14 protein-coding genes and 1 pseudogene are annotated in these 15,106 nt (G+C 73.6%); 14 read left to right on the plus strand and 1 reads right to left on the minus strand.

Features of this window, described 5'->3' with window-relative positions:
- Window positions 1-72 precede the first annotated feature (72 nt).
- Window positions 73-1,368 carry an extracellular solute-binding protein gene (locus ACFV2S_RS18595; protein WP_385559851.1) on the minus strand — a complete coding sequence of 432 codons (1,296 nt, stop codon included), beginning with the start codon at window positions 1,366-1,368 and terminating at the stop codon, window positions 73-75.
- A 285-nt stretch (window positions 1,369-1,653) separates the two neighbouring features.
- Between ACFV2S_RS18595 and ACFV2S_RS18600 the strand changes: the two genes are divergently transcribed.
- The 14 genes and pseudogenes from ACFV2S_RS18600 to ACFV2S_RS18665 form a co-directional block, all read left to right on the plus strand.
- Window positions 1,654-2,418, plus strand: a complete 765-nt coding sequence (locus ACFV2S_RS18600) for a GntR family transcriptional regulator (RefSeq protein WP_383800744.1) — start codon at window positions 1,654-1,656, stop codon at window positions 2,416-2,418.
- A 415-nt stretch (window positions 2,419-2,833) separates the two neighbouring features.
- On the plus strand, window positions 2,834-3,034 hold the full coding sequence (locus ACFV2S_RS18605) for a hypothetical protein (protein WP_385559854.1): 201 nt from the start codon (window positions 2,834-2,836) through the stop codon (window positions 3,032-3,034).
- 25 nt (window positions 3,035-3,059) lie between these two features.
- Window positions 3,060-3,338: a hypothetical protein gene (locus ACFV2S_RS18610; protein WP_369146436.1), complete on the plus strand. Its 279-nt coding sequence runs from the start codon at window positions 3,060-3,062 to the stop codon at window positions 3,336-3,338.
- Window positions 3,339-3,386: 48 nt separating this feature from the next.
- The gene (locus ACFV2S_RS18615; protein WP_382867252.1) at window positions 3,387-4,409 is read left to right on the plus strand and encodes a glycosyltransferase family 2 protein; all 1,023 of its coding nucleotides are present in this window, start codon (window positions 3,387-3,389) and stop codon (window positions 4,407-4,409) included.
- Window positions 4,410-4,443: 34 nt separating this feature from the next.
- Window positions 4,444-5,406, plus strand: coding sequence for a UbiA prenyltransferase family protein (locus tag ACFV2S_RS18620; protein WP_385559859.1), 963 nt, complete (start codon window positions 4,444-4,446; stop codon window positions 5,404-5,406).
- Window positions 5,407-5,410: 4 nt separating this feature from the next.
- Window positions 5,411-6,385: a lysylphosphatidylglycerol synthase domain-containing protein gene (locus ACFV2S_RS18625; RefSeq protein WP_385559862.1), complete on the plus strand. Its 975-nt coding sequence runs from the start codon at window positions 5,411-5,413 to the stop codon at window positions 6,383-6,385.
- On the plus strand, window positions 6,382-7,812 hold the full coding sequence (locus ACFV2S_RS18630; RefSeq protein ID WP_385559865.1) for an aspartate aminotransferase family protein: 1,431 nt from the start codon (window positions 6,382-6,384) through the stop codon (window positions 7,810-7,812). The genes ACFV2S_RS18625 and ACFV2S_RS18630 overlap by 4 nt, the downstream gene beginning before the upstream one ends.
- Window positions 7,806-8,858, plus strand: a complete 1,053-nt coding sequence (locus ACFV2S_RS18635) for an NAD-dependent epimerase/dehydratase family protein (RefSeq protein WP_385559868.1) — start codon at window positions 7,806-7,808, stop codon at window positions 8,856-8,858. Before ACFV2S_RS18630 ends, ACFV2S_RS18635 begins: the two co-directional genes overlap by 7 nt.
- Before the next feature lie 12 nt (window positions 8,859-8,870).
- Entirely contained in the window at window positions 8,871-9,914 is a 1,044-nt protein-coding gene (locus tag ACFV2S_RS18640) for a glycosyltransferase family 2 protein (protein WP_385559871.1), read from the plus strand.
- Window positions 9,907-11,022, plus strand: a complete 1,116-nt coding sequence (locus ACFV2S_RS18645) for an endonuclease/exonuclease/phosphatase family protein (RefSeq protein WP_385559874.1) — start codon at window positions 9,907-9,909, stop codon at window positions 11,020-11,022. Before ACFV2S_RS18640 ends, ACFV2S_RS18645 begins: the two co-directional genes overlap by 8 nt.
- Complete coding sequence (locus ACFV2S_RS18650) at window positions 11,019-11,990, plus strand: endonuclease/exonuclease/phosphatase family protein (RefSeq protein ID WP_385559877.1); 972 nt, start codon at window positions 11,019-11,021, stop codon at window positions 11,988-11,990. The genes ACFV2S_RS18645 and ACFV2S_RS18650 overlap by 4 nt, the downstream gene beginning before the upstream one ends.
- 17 nt (window positions 11,991-12,007) lie before the next feature.
- Window positions 12,008-12,973 (plus strand): aldo/keto reductase, encoded by a 966-nt coding sequence (locus ACFV2S_RS18655; RefSeq protein ID WP_385559968.1) that lies wholly within the window; start codon window positions 12,008-12,010, stop codon window positions 12,971-12,973.
- Window positions 12,963-14,888: a hypothetical protein gene (locus ACFV2S_RS18660; protein ID WP_385559880.1), complete on the plus strand. Its 1,926-nt coding sequence runs from the start codon at window positions 12,963-12,965 to the stop codon at window positions 14,886-14,888. Before ACFV2S_RS18655 ends, ACFV2S_RS18660 begins: the two co-directional genes overlap by 11 nt.
- Before the next feature lie 17 nt (window positions 14,889-14,905).
- A pseudogene (locus ACFV2S_RS18665) lies at window positions 14,906-15,106 on the plus strand (hypothetical protein); the annotation flags it as partial.

A 15,106-nucleotide genomic window follows, 5' to 3' on the forward strand; every position in this document is an offset into this window, starting at 1 on the left:
GTCTGCGCCGTCCGCGTGCGCGGGGCGCCCCGCGCCGCCCGCAGACCCCCCCCCCCCACCCGGGGCTACGGATTACTGCTGGTTGATGCGCTCGTTGATGACCTTGTCGGCCGCTTCGCCGGCCTTCTTGGCGTCCTCACCCTTCAGGACCTTGGTCATGTAGTCCTTGATCGGGTTCGGGGCGGTCTCGACGTTGGCCCAGCCCGGGGTGACCGGAGTGACCTTGCCGGAGGCGGAGGAGGCGGCCATGGCCTCGGCGAAGGAGCCCGCGGCCGGCTTGAACTGCGCCGAGTCGGTGTTCGGAAGCAGCGCACCCTCGGTGGCGGTGGCGTACTTCGTCATGAAGTCCTTGCCGGCGGCGAGGGCCAGCCACTCCTTCGCGAGGTCCTTGTTCTGGGAGCGCTCGGCGATGGCGAGGTTGGAGCCGCCGAGGAACACGGAGCCCGGCTTGTCGGCCGTCTTGCCCGGGATCGGGAAGTAGCCGAAGTCGGCCGTCTTGCCGGCCTTCTTCATGGCGTCGATGGCGCCGCCGGCCTCCCAGCCGAGACCGATCCAGGACGACACGCCGCCCTTGGGGACGATGTCGGTGGACTGCTGCGGGGTGGCCTCGTCCTTGTCCTTCGGAGCGGTGGAGTAGGACGCCAGCTCCTTGTAGAAGTTCATGGCGCTGACGGCCTCGGGGGAGGACAGGTTGCCCTTCCACTTGTCGCCGTCCTTGACCGCGAGGTCGCTGCCCTCGTCCCAGATGAGACCGGCGAGGACGTACCAGGACTGACCCGGCAGGTAGATCGCCTGCGACTTCGGGTCGGAGGCCTTGAGCTTCTTCAGGCCCTCGATCCACTCGGCGCGGGTCTTCGGCGGGGTGACACCGGCCTTCTTGAAGGCGGCCTTGTCGTAGACGACGACGCGGTTGGCGGCGTACCACGGAGCGGAGTAGAGCTTGCCGTCCAGCTCGTTGGAGGCGACCATGCCCTTGTTCCAGGCGTCGTAGCCGAGCGTGGCCTTGTCGCCCGACAGGTCGGCGAGGCCGCCGGTGACCGCGTAACCGGCGGTCTGCGTGTTGCCGAGCTCCAGGACGTCCGGCGGGGTGTCCTCGGAGAGGGCGGTGGTGACCTTCTCCTGGATGCCGTTCCAGATCTGCTTCTCGACCTTGACCTTGACGCCCGGGTGCTTGGCCTCGAAGGCCTTGTTCACCTCGGTCATCCAGGCGTCCGGCGCGGAGCCGTCCATGACCCAGACGGTCAGGGTCTTGTTGCCGCCGGCCGTGGCCTTGCCGCCGTCCTTGCCGCTGTCACTGTCCGAACCACACGCAGCGATGGAGACCATCATGCCCGCGACGCCGATCGCCGCGATGAGCTTACGCTTCACGCCACCCTCCTCAGGGATGCCTGCAACCCCTGCCCACCGCGCGAAGACATACGTCAGGTAGTGCTCGTGGGGCTGGGACCTGGCCTTTAATGGTTTAGACCAGTACCCGGAGCTTGGCCTAGACCTTTAGGGGTGTCAAGGGTGTATAAGAAGGGCAGTCGCGTCCGTTATCGGACCGACACCTGAGGGAGGGCGACGACCCGTGACCGGTCCGTGCCACCATGTGAGCCGCGACAGACGGAGGAGCCGGTGACGGCAGCAGCACAGGAGTCGGGAAGGCAGGCCATGGCCACGGACGCGGGCAGCACGGAGACAGAGGGCGGGACACCCACCCGCACCGCGCGCGTGCCCAAGTACTACCGACTGAAGCGACACTTGCTCGACATGACGGAGACCCTGCCGCCCGGCACCCCGGTCCCGCCCGAGCGCACGCTCGCCGCCGAGTTCGACACGTCCCGCACCACCGTGCGCCAGGCCCTCCAGGAACTGGTCGTCGAGGGCCGCCTGGAGCGCATCCAGGGCAAGGGCACGTTCGTGGCCAAGCCCAAGGTCTCGCAGGCCCTCCAGCTCACCTCGTACACCGAGGACATGCGGGCGCAGGGTCTGGAGCCCACCTCGCAGCTCCTCGACATCGGGTACGTCACGGCCGACGACACCCTCGCCGGACTGCTCGACATCACGGCCGGCGGCCGGGTGCTCCGCATCGAGCGCCTGCGCCTGGCGAGCGGCGAGCCGATGGCGATCGAGACCACCCACCTGTCGGCGAAGCGCTTCCCCGCGCTGCGCCGCTCGCTCGTGAAGTACACCTCGCTCTACACGGCGCTCGCCGAGGTCTACGACGTGCACCTCGCCGAGGCCGAGGAGACCATCGAGACCTCCCTCGCCACCCCGCGCGAGGCCGGACTGCTCGGCACCGACGTGGGCCTGCCGATGCTGATGCTCTCCCGCCACTCCCTGGACGCCCAGGGCGAGCCCGTGGAGTGGGTCCGGTCCGTCTACCGCGGCGACCGGTACAAGTTCGTGGCGCGCCTGAAGCGCCCCAACGGCTGAGCTCCCGCACGCACCGGACGGCCGCACCCCGGCGGGGGGTGCGGCCGTCCGGCGTTTCCGGGGCCGGTACGGGAGGGTCCGCGGGGCCGCCGGGGCGGGGGAACCGCAGCTTCCGAACGGAAGGGCCGCTTCCCCGGCCGGGCGGGCCGTACGGCGACGTGACGGCCCCTGGGCACCTTCCGCCTGGCAGGAACGTGACGCCTCCCGGAATCCCCCTGGTGGGCGGCGCGCGAAGGCCCGCGGCACGCACTGGCCCCTAACGGCCACGCGGTTGGCGCCAGCCGGATTCCGGTGACAGGGCTCCCCCGGCGGGCCAGTCTTGGACATGTCGAAGCCGCCCGGCAGAGCCCGGGAGCGGCCCGGGGAACCACCCCCGCGACCCCCACTCCGCACCGTCCAGGAAGGCAGCCCCGCCATGCCCAGCAGCGCCCGTTTCGCCACGTTCGCCCGCATTCAGCTCCGCGCCGCCCTCGCCCTGACCGTCCCCGCCGCCGCGGCGCTGACCCTCGTCCTCGCGGCCCAGCCGGCGCCCGCAGCCACGGCCACCGCCTCCGGCACGGCCGGCAGCGCGACCGTCCGGCCCACCGACGCCAACGACGGCTTCTCCTGGGGCTGATCCCATCTACCTCATCGGCGTCTCGATGAGGGAACCGGACGACGACCCCGCACCGGACACCGACCCCCCACCGGCCCCGTCCGCCGCACGACTCGTCGAGACGCTGCACCGCGTCGCCCGGCCGCAGGACCGCTTCGAGTCCGCCCGGGCGCTGGTCCTCGACCGGACGGTCCGGCTGGCCCTGTACATCCGGGGCCCCGACGAGATCGAGGCCGTCGGCCACGCGCTGCGGCTCTGCCGGCTCCTCCTCGGCCACTCCCCCGAGCTCTCCCGCCACCGCATCGCGGACTTCCGGCTCCTCTGAACCCCCCACCGAACGGGGAGCCCACCGCGAGGAACCCAAGGAACCCCCATGCCCAGGGCCCGTCCCAGCGTGTCCGTCATCATCCCCAACTACAACTACGAGAAGACCCTGCGGGCCTGCCTCACCTCGGTCTTCGCGCAGACCCACGCGCCGCTCGACGTCATCGTCGTGGACGACGCCAGCACGGACCGGTCCCGGGACATCGCCCGCGAGTTCGACGTGGTCCTCATCGCCAACCCCCACAACCGGGGGGTGTCCGCCGCCCGGAACATGGGCGCGGCCGCCGCCCGCGGCGAGGTCCTCTTCTTCCTCGACTCCGACACCGCCCTCCACCCCGAGGCCCTCGCCCACGCCGCCGACCTGCTCCGCGACGACCCCGGTCTCGGCTGTGTGCACGGCGTCCTCGACCCCGAGCCGCTCTTCGACGACGGGCCCGTGGAGCGCTACCACGCCCTGCACGCCCACTTCTGGCGCCGCCGCGCCGCCGGCGAGGTCCGCACCGCCTTCTTCGCCCTCGGCGCGATCCGCAAGGAGGTCTTCGAGGAGACCGGCCCCTTCGACGAGAACCTCCGGGACTCGGAGGACGTCGAGTACAGCGGCCGGCTCGTCCGCACGCACCGGATCCTGATGACCGAGGCGATCCGCGGCCGCCACGACGACGTGGACCGGCTCGGGGCGATGCTCTCGGAGCAGTACCGGCGCTCCCAGCTGCTGATCGCGGCGCTCGGGCAGATGCGGGAGGGCGGCCTCACCGCCAACCGGCCGCTCGGCGTCCTCGCCGCCGCGCTGACGCTCCCCACCCTGCTCCTCGGCCTGCTCTCCCCCTGGCTGCTGCTCGTCCCCGCCCTGTGCGCGCTGCTCTTCGCCTGCGCCGATCCGGGACTGAGCCGGTTCGCGCTGCGCACCCGCGGCCCGGGCTTCCTCCTCTACTTCACCGCCGTGCACTTCGTGCTGCACCAGGCGATCGTCCTCGGCGCCGCCCGGGGCACCGTCCGCTGGCTCACCGAGCCGGACTTCGGCCCGAGCGTGCGCCGCCGGGCCGCCACCGCCGCGCCCACCACCTCCGTATGACCTCCCGTACGACCCTCCCCACAGGAGTACGTCCATGGCCACGCCCACGCTCACCGGCCGAGAGGCGCCGGCGGCCCGTCCGCCGGCCTCCCGTCCGCCCAGTCGTCTCGCCGACCTCACCGCCCTCGTCCGCCCGGGACAGTGGACGAAGAACCTGGTCGTCGTCCCCCTCGGCCTGCTCGGCGCAACCCGTCCCGACGGCGCCGCGCTCGGCGGCGCGCTCGCCGCGATCGCCGTCTTCACCCTCGCGTCCGCGCTGATCTACCTGGTCAACGACATCGGCGACCGGGACCGCGACCGGCGTCACCCGGAGAAGCGGCACCGCCCGATCGCCGCCGGGCGGATCGGCGTCGGGACCGCCGTGTCCTTCGCCGCCGTGCTCGCCGCCCTTCTCGTGACGACCGCCGGCCTCACCGCGCTCACCGGCACGGCCGGACCCGCGGCCTGGTGGCCGGTCGCCGCCTACGTCGCGCTCAACGCCGCGTACAGCAAGGGGCTCAAGCACGTCCCGCTGCTCGACGTCTTCATCGTGGCCCTCGGCTTCGTGCTGCGCCTCGCCCAGGGCTGCCTGGCCACCGGGAACCCGGTGCCGAGCTGGCTCGCGCTCTGCGTCTTCTCCCTGTGCCTGCTGCTCATCCTGGGCAAGCGGCGCCACGAGATGGCGGTCGGCGGGGTGCTGCACCGGCCCGCGCTGCGCGGCTACACCCTCGGCTTCCTCGACCAGCTGCTCGCCTTCACCGCCGTCCTCACGGCGGTGAGCTACGTCCTCCAGGTCCAGAACAGCCCGGTCTTCGGGACGCACGGCCCGCTCGTCGCGGTCCTCACCGCGCCCTTCGCGCTCTTCGGGCTCGCCCGCTACCTCCAGCTGATCGTCGTCGACGCGGGCGGCGGAAACCCCTCCCGGGCCCTGTTCAGCGACCGGATGACCGTCTCCAACGCCCTGCTCTGGTCGGCACTGCTCGCCGGCGCGTGGCTGTTCGGCCGCCTGGGGTCATGACCCCATGACGCTCACCGCCACCGCGCCCCCGGCTCCCGCCGAGGCGCCCGCCCCGCGCGGCCGGCTCCGCCGCACGCTGTCCGTCCTCTTCCCCGTCGCCGTCGTCACGGGCATCGGCATCGCCCTGTACGACCGGGCCGGCGAGCTCGCCGCCCTCGTGCTGCGGCCCGGCTCCGTCCCGTACCTCCTCGCCGCGCTCGCCGCCAACGCCGGCGCCGTCCTGCTCTCCATGGCCACCTGGCGGACCCTCCTGTCCGACCTGGGGCCGCGGGTGCCCGGCCGGACCGCGACCCGGATCTACTTCACCTCCTACCTCGGCAAGTACGTGCCGGGCGCCGTCTGGGGCGTCCTCGCCCAGCTGCGGATGGGCGGTGCGGCCGGGGTGCCCGCGCCGGTCGTGCTCGCCGTCTTCCTGCTCAACCTGATCGTGGCCGTCCTCACCGGCCTCGCCGTCGGCCCGCTCGCCGCGCCCTGGACGATCGGCGCCGAGGCCTGGTGGCTGGTGCTGCCGGGCGCCGTCACCCTCGCCTTCGCCGTCCGGCCGGTACTGCTCCACCGCCTCGCCGCGTCCGCCGCGCGCCTGGCCCGCCGGCCCGCCCCCGGAGCCCGGGCGAGCGACCGGGGCATGCGCCGGGCCCTCGCCTCCGCGACCGGCTCCTGGGCGGTCGGCGGACTCCACCTGTGGGCGCTCGCCGTGATGCTGGGCGCGCCGCCGCTGACCGCCCTGCCGGTCTGCGTGGGGGGCTTCGCCCTGGCCACGGCCGCCGCCAGCCTCGTGGTGGTGCTGCCGGACGGCTGGGGCGCCCGCGAGGCCCTGCTGCTGCTCGCCCTGACCGCCGTCCTGCCCTGGCAGGAGGCGACCGCCGTCACCGTCGCCAGCCGGGTGGTCTGCACCCTCAGCGAGGTCCTCGTCGGCGGCGCCGCCCTCCTCCTGACCCTTCCCCGCCGCTCCCCCACCGACCCGAAGGAACGCGCATGACCGCCCTCTACACCGTCGACGACTGCGAGTCGCTGACGACCAAGCAGGTCCACGGCCTCTACAAGGACCACGTCAACAAGAGCCAGGTCTCCCTGATGACCTCGTTCGGCTTCGGCCAGGAGCTCGTCGCGAGCGCCGAGGGCGTCTGGATCACCCAGCGCGACGGCCGCCGCGTCCTCGACTTCACCGGCGGCGTCGGGGTCCTCAACCACGGCCACAACCACCCCCGGATCCTCGCCGCCCGGCAGCGCTTCCAGGAGCGCAGGAGCATGGAGGTCCACAAGACCTACTTCTCGCCGTACGTCGCGGCCCTCGGCCACAACCTGGCGGAGCTGCTGCCCGGCGACCTGACCATGTCGTTCTTCCCCAACTCCGGCGCGGAGGCGGTCGAGGGCGCGGTGAAGCTGGCGTACAAGTACCACGGCGGCCGGCGCTCCCGGGTGCTGCGGGCCGACATCTCCTTCCACGGCAAGCTGCTCGGCTCGGGCAGCCTGACCGGCCAGAACCAGTCCGGGTTCCAGTTCCCCGGCATCCCCGGTGTCGGGATCTTCCGGTACGGGGACCTGGAGTCGGTGCGGAAGCTGGTGGCCGAACTGCGCACCGCCAAGGGCGAGTCCGACGTGTACGCGATCCTCATCGAGCCGCTGTCGGCGTCGACGATGAACGAATGCTCGGAGGAGTTCCTGCGCGGACTGCGGGAGCTGTGCACGGCCGAGGACATCGTGCTGCTCTTCGACGAGATCTACACCGGCTGGGGCAAGACCGGCACCCTCTTCCACTTCATGCGGTACGAGGGCCTGGTCCCCGACATCCTCACCACCTCGAAGTCCTTCGGCGGCGGCAAGTCCTCCATCTCCGCGTTCGTCGCCCGCGAGCCCGTCTTCCGCAAGGCCTACGACAACCTCACGGACGCCCTGCTGCAGTCGACCTCCACCACGTACTACGGCTTCGGCGAGGAGGCGGTCACCGCCATCGAGGCCGTCAACGTGGCCGTCGAGGACGACTACCCGGCCCGCGCCCGGGACATCGAGCGGATCCTCGCCCCCGGTCTGGAGCGGATCGCGAAGGAGTACCCGGACGTGGTGGCCGAGGTCCGCGGCCACGGCGCGCTGCACGGCGTCTTCCTCCACAAGGGCCCGAAGGTCCTGGAGCTGGTGACGAAGCTGGTGCCGGGCGCGATGACGAAGGATCCGCGCTTCCGCACCAAGCTCATCACCTCGTCGGTGGTCAACGCCCTGTACCGGGACCACGGCATCTACACGTACTACACGCTCAACGGCGACAACCCGCTGATGGTCGCCCCCTCGCTGGTCGCCGAGCCGCACGAGGTCGAGTTCTTCCTGGACTGCCTCGACAAGACCCTGGCCCAGGGTCTGCCCCGTCTGCTCACCCGTTTCGTCAAGGAGAAGGTGTCGTCGCTGTGGTAGAGCGCATCGTGGTCACCGGCGGTGCCGGAATGCTCGGATCGACCCTGATCGAGCGGCTGCTCGACGAGGGCCGGCAGGTGCACTGCGTGGACCTGCGGGCCCCGCGCACGGAGCACGCGAACCTGACGCACACGGTCTCGGACGTCCGGGACGCCGTCACGATGAAGCGGGCCACGGCGGACGCCGACGTGGTGGTGCACTGCGCCGCCGCCCTGCCCAGCTACCCGGCGGACACCATCCGCTCAGTGATCGTCGGCGGCACGGAGGCGGTCCTGACGGCCGCCGAGGCGAACGCCGTGCCCCGCGTCGTGCACATCTCCTCGACCGCCGTGTACGGACTGCCGAAGGTGGTGCCGACGCCCGAGGAGTACCCCCGCGAGCCCGTCGACACCTACAGCGCGGCCAAGGCGGAGGCCGAGGAGGTCGCGGAGCGCTTCCGGGACCGGGGCATGTGCGTGCCGGTCCTGCGGCCCAAGACCTTCCTCGGGCCCGGCCGGATGGGGCTCTTCGCGATGCTCTTCGAGTGGGCCGAGGAGGGCCGGGGCTTCCCCGTCCTCGGCCGGGGCGACGTCCGCATCCAGATGTTCGACGTGGCCGACCTGGTCGACGCGGTCGTCACCGCGATGGAGGCGCCCGCCGAGCGGGCCGACGACACCTTCAACCTCGGCGCCACCGAGTTCGGCACGATACGCGAGGACTTCCAGGCCGTCCTGGACGCCGCCGGGCACGGCAAGCGGGTCCGCTCGCTGCCCGCGCGGCCCGCGCTCGCCGCGCTCAGCCTGCTCCAGCGCTCCGGGCTCTCCCCCGTCTACGGGCGTCTGCTGCACAAGCTCCTCGACGACAGCTTCGTCTCCACCGACAAGGCGAGGGACGTCCTCGGCTTCCGGCCGAAGCACTCCAACCAGGACGCGATCCTGCGCACCTACGCCTGGTGGCGCGAGCAGCAGCGCACCGCCGGCGCCCGCCCCGCGAAGAAGAGCGAGGGCGTCACCAGCGTCGAACCGTGGCGGCAGGGAGCCCTCTCCCTCGCCAAGGTCCTCTTCTAGGAGCACCCGATCATGTCCCTCCCCCTGGTCTCCGTCATCGTCCCCAACTACAACTACGGCCGCTCGATCGGCCTGTGCGTCGAGGCCGCCCTCGCCCAGACGTACCCGAACATCGAGGTCCTCGTCGTCGACGACTGCTCCACCGACGACTCCGCGGCGATCGCCGCCGCGGCCGGCGCCCGGGTGGTCTCCACCGGCGTCAACGGCGGGGTCGCGGTCGCCCGCAACCTCGGCGCGGAGCTCTCCTCCGGCGAGATCCTGGTCTTCCTCGACTCCGACGTGGCCATGCACCCCGACGCGGTCGCCCGGTCCGTGGAACTCCTCGCCTCCGGGCAGGGGTACGGCGCGATCTGCGGCACCTACGAACCCGAGCCGCTCATCCGGGACAGCCTGATCGAGGAGTACCGCTCGCTCCAGCAGTACTACCTGCTGCTGAAGTCCGAGGGGGTCATCGACACCGTCCACACCGCGATCCTGGCCATGCCCCGGCGGGTCTTCGACGAGGTGGGGCCGTTCAACCCGATCCTGCGGCACACCGAGGACCAGGACTACGGGCGCCGGATCTCCGAGCGGTACACGGTGCTCAGCTCCCTGGAGGTGCGCGGCCGCCACGACCACGACGACACCGTGCGGATCGTCCTCGACAAGGTCTTCGCCCGCGCCCGGCTCGCCGTGCCGCTCATCCTCGGCCGACGGCACCTCCAGGGCGGCTTCGTCACCGGACCGCGCGCCGGCGCCAGCCTGGCCGCGCCGCTGACGGTCGCCGCGCTCGCCGCGCCGGTCCTGTGGGGGGCCGGATGGGCGCTGCTCCCGCTCGCGCTGTTCCTGCTGGGCGTCTGGGGCGACCTGGACATGTACCGGGAGGTGCGGCGGCACCGGGGGCGGCTGTTCCTGGGGTACTTCGTGGCGGTCAACTTCCTGGTGAACCTGACGGTGTTCGCGGCGATCGGGGTCGCGGGCGTGCAGTGGCTCCTCTCGAAGCGGTTCCGGCACCTGTACGACCCGCAGCCGCGCCCGGACCTCGCGCGGACGACCGTGGGCGCCGACCGTGGCTGACACGCTCGCGCCGCCGGAGCGCGCCGCCGGGACCCCCGCCCGGCCCCGCCGCCGCGACCGGCTCGTGCTCGGCGCCGCCCTGGCGTGGCTCGTGCTGCTACTCGTCGAGTGGGCGGCGGACGGCCGGATCTGGCTGGGGCACCTGGTCGGCATCGTGCCGCCGGCCGTCTTCGCCCTGGTGCCGCTCGGGCTCGCGGCCCTCGCCCCGCTCGCCCGGGGCGCGGCCCGGTGGCGGTCGCTCGCCGCCGCCGCGCTCGCCCTGGTCGTGGGCTTCGGGCAGTCCGGCTTCGACCCCGCGGCGCTGTGGCGGGCGGAGCCGCGGCCCGGCCCGGACGCGGTACGGGTCTTCGCCTGGAACACCAACTCGTGGAACCAGCTGCTCGGCACCCAGGACCACTTCTACGCCTTCCTGCGGGCGAAGGACGCGGACGTGTACCTGCTGCACGAGTACCAGCACGTGACGGCCGACCGGAAGGGGAAGCTGCCGATCGACGACCTGGCGCGGCTGCGCCGGGAGTTCCCCGGCTACCAGGTGGCGGTGCGGGGCGAGCTGGTGACGCTCTCCCGGTTCCCGATCCTGCGGCAGCCGGCGGTGGGCCCGGCCCGTGCGGTGCCGCCGGGCGCCGGCTGGGCGACGGAGTACCGCGAGAACAAGGTGCTGCGGACGGACGTGCTGGTGAGGGGGCGCGCGGTGTCGTTCTACAACGTGCACATGCCGGTGTGGAACACCATGCCGGACGGTCTCCTCTCGGCCGCCTTCTACCGGCACATGCGGGAGCGGTTCGCCCCGCGCCGGGCGCAGTACGAGGGCCTGGAGGCCGATCTGGCCGCCAACCGGAACCCGGTGGTGGTGGCCGGCGACTTCAACGCGACGGCCGCGATGTCGGACCTCGACCCGCTGCGGGAGCGCCTCGACGACGCGGCGGAGGTGAGCACCGACCCGTACCCGACGAGCTGGGAGGAGGGCGGCTGGAAGCCCTTCTGGCGGACCGACTGGGCGTTCACCGGGAACGGGGCGCGGGCCGAGCGGTACGCGTTCGGGGCGCCGGAGAAGCTGTCCGACCACGCCGTGCAGGACCTGTGGGTGTCGCTGCCGGGGAGCGGATGACGGCGATGGTCCTGTCCTGTGCCCTCGCCTGGGCGGTGTTCCTGGCCCTGCACCTGGTGCTCAACGGCCGCTGGTGGCCGTGGCTCGCGGTCTCGCTGCTGCCGCCGGTCGCGCTCGCCCTCGTCCCGCTCGTCCTGCTCGCCGCCGCCGTGGCCTCCGGCGGACGGGCGGCGGCGGCGCTCGCCGCGGGCTGCCTCCTGGCGGCCTGGCCGCAGAACGGGATCAACCTGCGGGGGTCCCTCGCGCGGGGCCCCGGGGAGGACGGTCTGCGGCTGGTGTCCTGGAACACCCAGCACTGGAACCAGGGCGGCGACCCCGACCGCTTCTACGCCTTCCTGCGGGCGCTCGACGCCGACGTGTACGTCCTCCAGGAGTACCTGAACGGCTTCGAGGGCGGCGAGGTCTGGGACATCGACGACGAGGAGCGGCTGCGGGCCGCGTTCCCCCGCCATCACCTGGCCGTCGGCAACAACTCGGTGACGCTGTCCCGTTTCCCGCCCGCCGGGCCGCCCGTGCCGGTCGGCGCCTGCTCGCTGCGGGTGGACCTGCGGGCCGGGGGCCGCGTCCTGTCGACGTACAACGTGCACATCCCGGTGCAGCTCACGGTGACGAACCCGCTGCGGCCGGCCTTCCTCCGGGACATGCGGCGCCGGGCGGCGGCCCGTGACCGGGAGTACGCGGCGCTCGTCGCCGACCTGCGGGGCAACCCGCATCCGGTCCTGGTGACCGGGGACTTCAACACCAGCGCCGCCATCGGCGACATCCGGCGGATGCCCCGGTCGCTGCGCGACGCGATCGGCGCCTGCCGCGCGGTCCTGCCGGCCAGCTGGAACGCCCGCGCGCGGCTGCGGCTGTGGCGGATCGACTGGGCGTTCACCGGCGGCGGCGCCCGGGTGGGCTCGTACCGCTTCCGCGACGCGGAGGGACTCTCGGACCACCTGGTCCAGGAACTGACCGTCACCGTATGAGAGAGAGGGAAGACACCATGGAGTACACGAACCTGGGCGGCCCCGAGGGCCCGCGCGTGTCCACGCTGTGCCTGGGCACCCTGCCGTTCGGCACCCGGATCGACGAGGCCGCGGCCTTCGCCGTCCTGGACCGGTTCCACGAGGCCGGCGGCACGTTCATCGACACCGCGAACACGTACGCCTTCTGGGAGCCGGGCGCGACCGGCGCGGAGAGCGAGCTGCTCATCGGCCGGTGGCTGCGCAGCCGGGGCGTCCGGGACGAGATGGTGCTCGCGACCAAGGTCGGCGCGCTGCCGGACCCGCCGGGCTCTGCCTGGCCGGAGTGCGCGGAGGGGCTGTCGGCGCCGGTCGTCCGCCGCCAGGTGGACGAGAGCCTGCGGAACCTGGGCACGGACCGGATCGACGTGTACTACGCGCACATCGACGACCGGAGGACTCCGGTGGCGGAGACGATGGGGGTCTTCGGCGAGCTGGTGGACGTGGGGAAGATCGGCCGGGCCGGCTGCTCGAACTTCGCGGCCTGGCGGATCGAGGAGTCGCGGGGCGCCGCGGCCGCAGCCGACGTGCCGGACTACGCGGCCGTGCAGCAGCGGTACACGTACCTCCGGCCGCGCCCGGGCGCGGAGTTCGGGGTGAACCCGCATGCGTCGGAGGAGCTGCTCGACTACCTGGGGACGCGGCCGGAGCTGACGTTCACGGCGTACACGACGCAGCTGACGGGGGCGTACACCGATCCGGGCAAGGAGATCCCGGAGCAGTACCGGCACGCGGGTTCGGAGCGGCGCCTGAAGGTGCTCGCCGAGGTGGCGGCGGAGCTCGGGGTGACCGCGAACCAGGTGGTCCTGGCCTGGGCGCTGGGCGGTGCGCTGCCCGTCCTGCCGGTGATCGGGGCGAGCGCGCCGGAGCAGCTGGAAGAGGCGCTGGCCGCGGTCGGGCTGCGGCTGGACGACGAGCTCAGGAAGCGGCTCGACGATGTGGACTGAGCGGGTGGCCGCGGCGGCGGTGCGGCACCGGCCGGCGGTCGGGACGGTGTGGCTGCTCGTGCTGCTGCTCGGCGGCGCGGCGGCGGTGCTCGGCCTGGGGCGGCTGGACCAGTCGTTCACCGCCTCGGGCGGGCCGGGCCACGCGGCGAACCGGGCGGTGCAGGAGCGGTACGGGAACGGGGCGGCGGTCGCGCCGCTGGTGGCGGTCGTGACCTGGCCGGCGGGGACGGACGTACGGGCCCGGGACGGCCGGCTCGCGGAGGCCCTGGACCGGGCGGCGGGTCCGGGGGCGCGGACGGTCTCGTACGCGGCGACGGGCGACGGGGCCTTCCTCGGCGCGGACGGCCGGACGGCGTACGCCCTGGTCTATCCGGCGGCGGGGAAGCCGGACCTGGCGGGTCTGACGGCGGTCGAGGACGCGGCGGTGGCGCTGCGCGCGGGGCTGCGGGCGGAGCTGCCCGAGGCCCGGACCGAGGTGACGGGGGTGCTGCCGCTCCAGCACGACAGCGCGCTCGCGGGACCGGGTCCGGTGGCGCTCGCGGCGAAGGCGGCCTGTGCGCTGGGGTTGCTCCTCGTGCTGGTCCTCGCGTTCCGCTCGCCGCTCGGGGTCCTCGCGCCGCTGCTGCTCGCGGCCGTGACCTCGGTGGGGGCGCTGCTCCTGGTGGAGGCGGTGGCGGGGTTCACGGAGATCGGCTTCGTCGTGGTGTACCTGGTGCCGGTGACGGCGCTGGTGGTGTCGGTGCACCGCTGGGCACAGCCGGCGGGCCCTGCCGCCGCCCGGTCCGCGGTGACGGGGAGTGCGGCGGGCGCGGCGGCCTGCGCGGTCCTGGCGGTGTTCCCGGCCGCGTTCCTGCGGTCGGTCGGGGTGGCGGGCCTCGCGGTCTGCGCGGTGGGCGCGGCGGCGGCGCTGACGCTGACGCCGGTGCTGCGGTCGCCGGCGCGTCCGGCGCCCCTGCGGCCGACCCGTGCCCCTCGTGCCGCCCTCCCGGCCCTCGGTCTCGTCCTGCTCGTCCTCCTCACCGGTGCGGCCACGCAGCTGCGGGTCGGCAATCCGGAGGCCCGGACCCTGGTGGCGGGCGGTCCGGCCCGGGACGGTCTCGACCGGCTCGCGGCGGCCGGGGTGCCCTCGGGGGTGCTGAACCCGCTGGAGGTCCTGGTGCCCGGCGGCGGGGACGCGGCGGCGGTGGCCGCGCGGGCGGCGCGGGTGCCGGGGGTGCTGCTCGCGGCGGCGCCCGCCGGGTGGCACCGCGCGGGGTCCGCCCTGGTCGTGGTGGTGCCGGTGGAGGAGCCGATGACGGCGGCGGGCGCGGGGACGGTGACGGCGCTGCGGTCGGCGCTCGCGGACACGGGCGCCCTGGTGGGCGGTTCGGGTGTGGTGGACCGTGATCTGGTGGACGGGGTGTACGGGCTGCTGCCGTACGCGGTCCCCGCGGCGGCCCTCGCGGCCTTCGGTGTGCTCGCCCGGCGACCGGGGCGCGGCCCGGCGGCGCGGGCGGTGCTCGGCGGGCTGCTCGCGGCGGGCGCCTCGGCGGGGGCACTGGTGGTGGTGTGGCAGTGGGGTCCCGCGGGGACCGGCGCGGTGACGGGCTGGGTGCCGCTGGTGGTGGGTGCCTTCGCGTTCTGTGTGTCGCTGGAGCGGGCGGCGGCCTCGGCGGCGGGCGGGCCCGGGTGGGCGGGTCCGGTGGCGGCGGGCGCGGGCGCGCTCGCGGTGCTCGCGGTGGGGATCGGTCCGCAGGTGGAACTGGCGCTGCTGGTGACCGGTTTCGCGGTGGGCGCGGTGGCCGACGCGCTCGCGGGTCCCTGGACGGGAGTTCACCCAGGAGTTCGTCAGGATTGGTCTAGACCTAGACCACCCCTCCCCTCTAGCATCGACGACCGCGATCACGAGTCCGACCGGTCGCGCCACGGAAGGTGACGAGGGGGAGATACCTGATGCTGGAGGCGCTCGGCATAAAGGAGTCGACGGAGGCCGTCTACCGCCTGCTCCTGGAGCGGCCCGAGTACGACGTGACGGAGATGGCGGCCCATCTGGGCCGCCCCGAGCCGGGGGGGGGGGGGCGGGGGCGCGGGCCCCCCCCCCCCCCGCACCCGCCGCCGGACGCCCTCGCCCGCGCCCGGGGGGTCTGGCGCACA

Source organism: Streptomyces sp. NPDC059695 (genome assembly GCF_042733785.1).
In the GTDB taxonomy this organism is placed as follows: domain Bacteria; phylum Actinomycetota; class Actinomycetes; order Streptomycetales; family Streptomycetaceae; genus Streptomyces.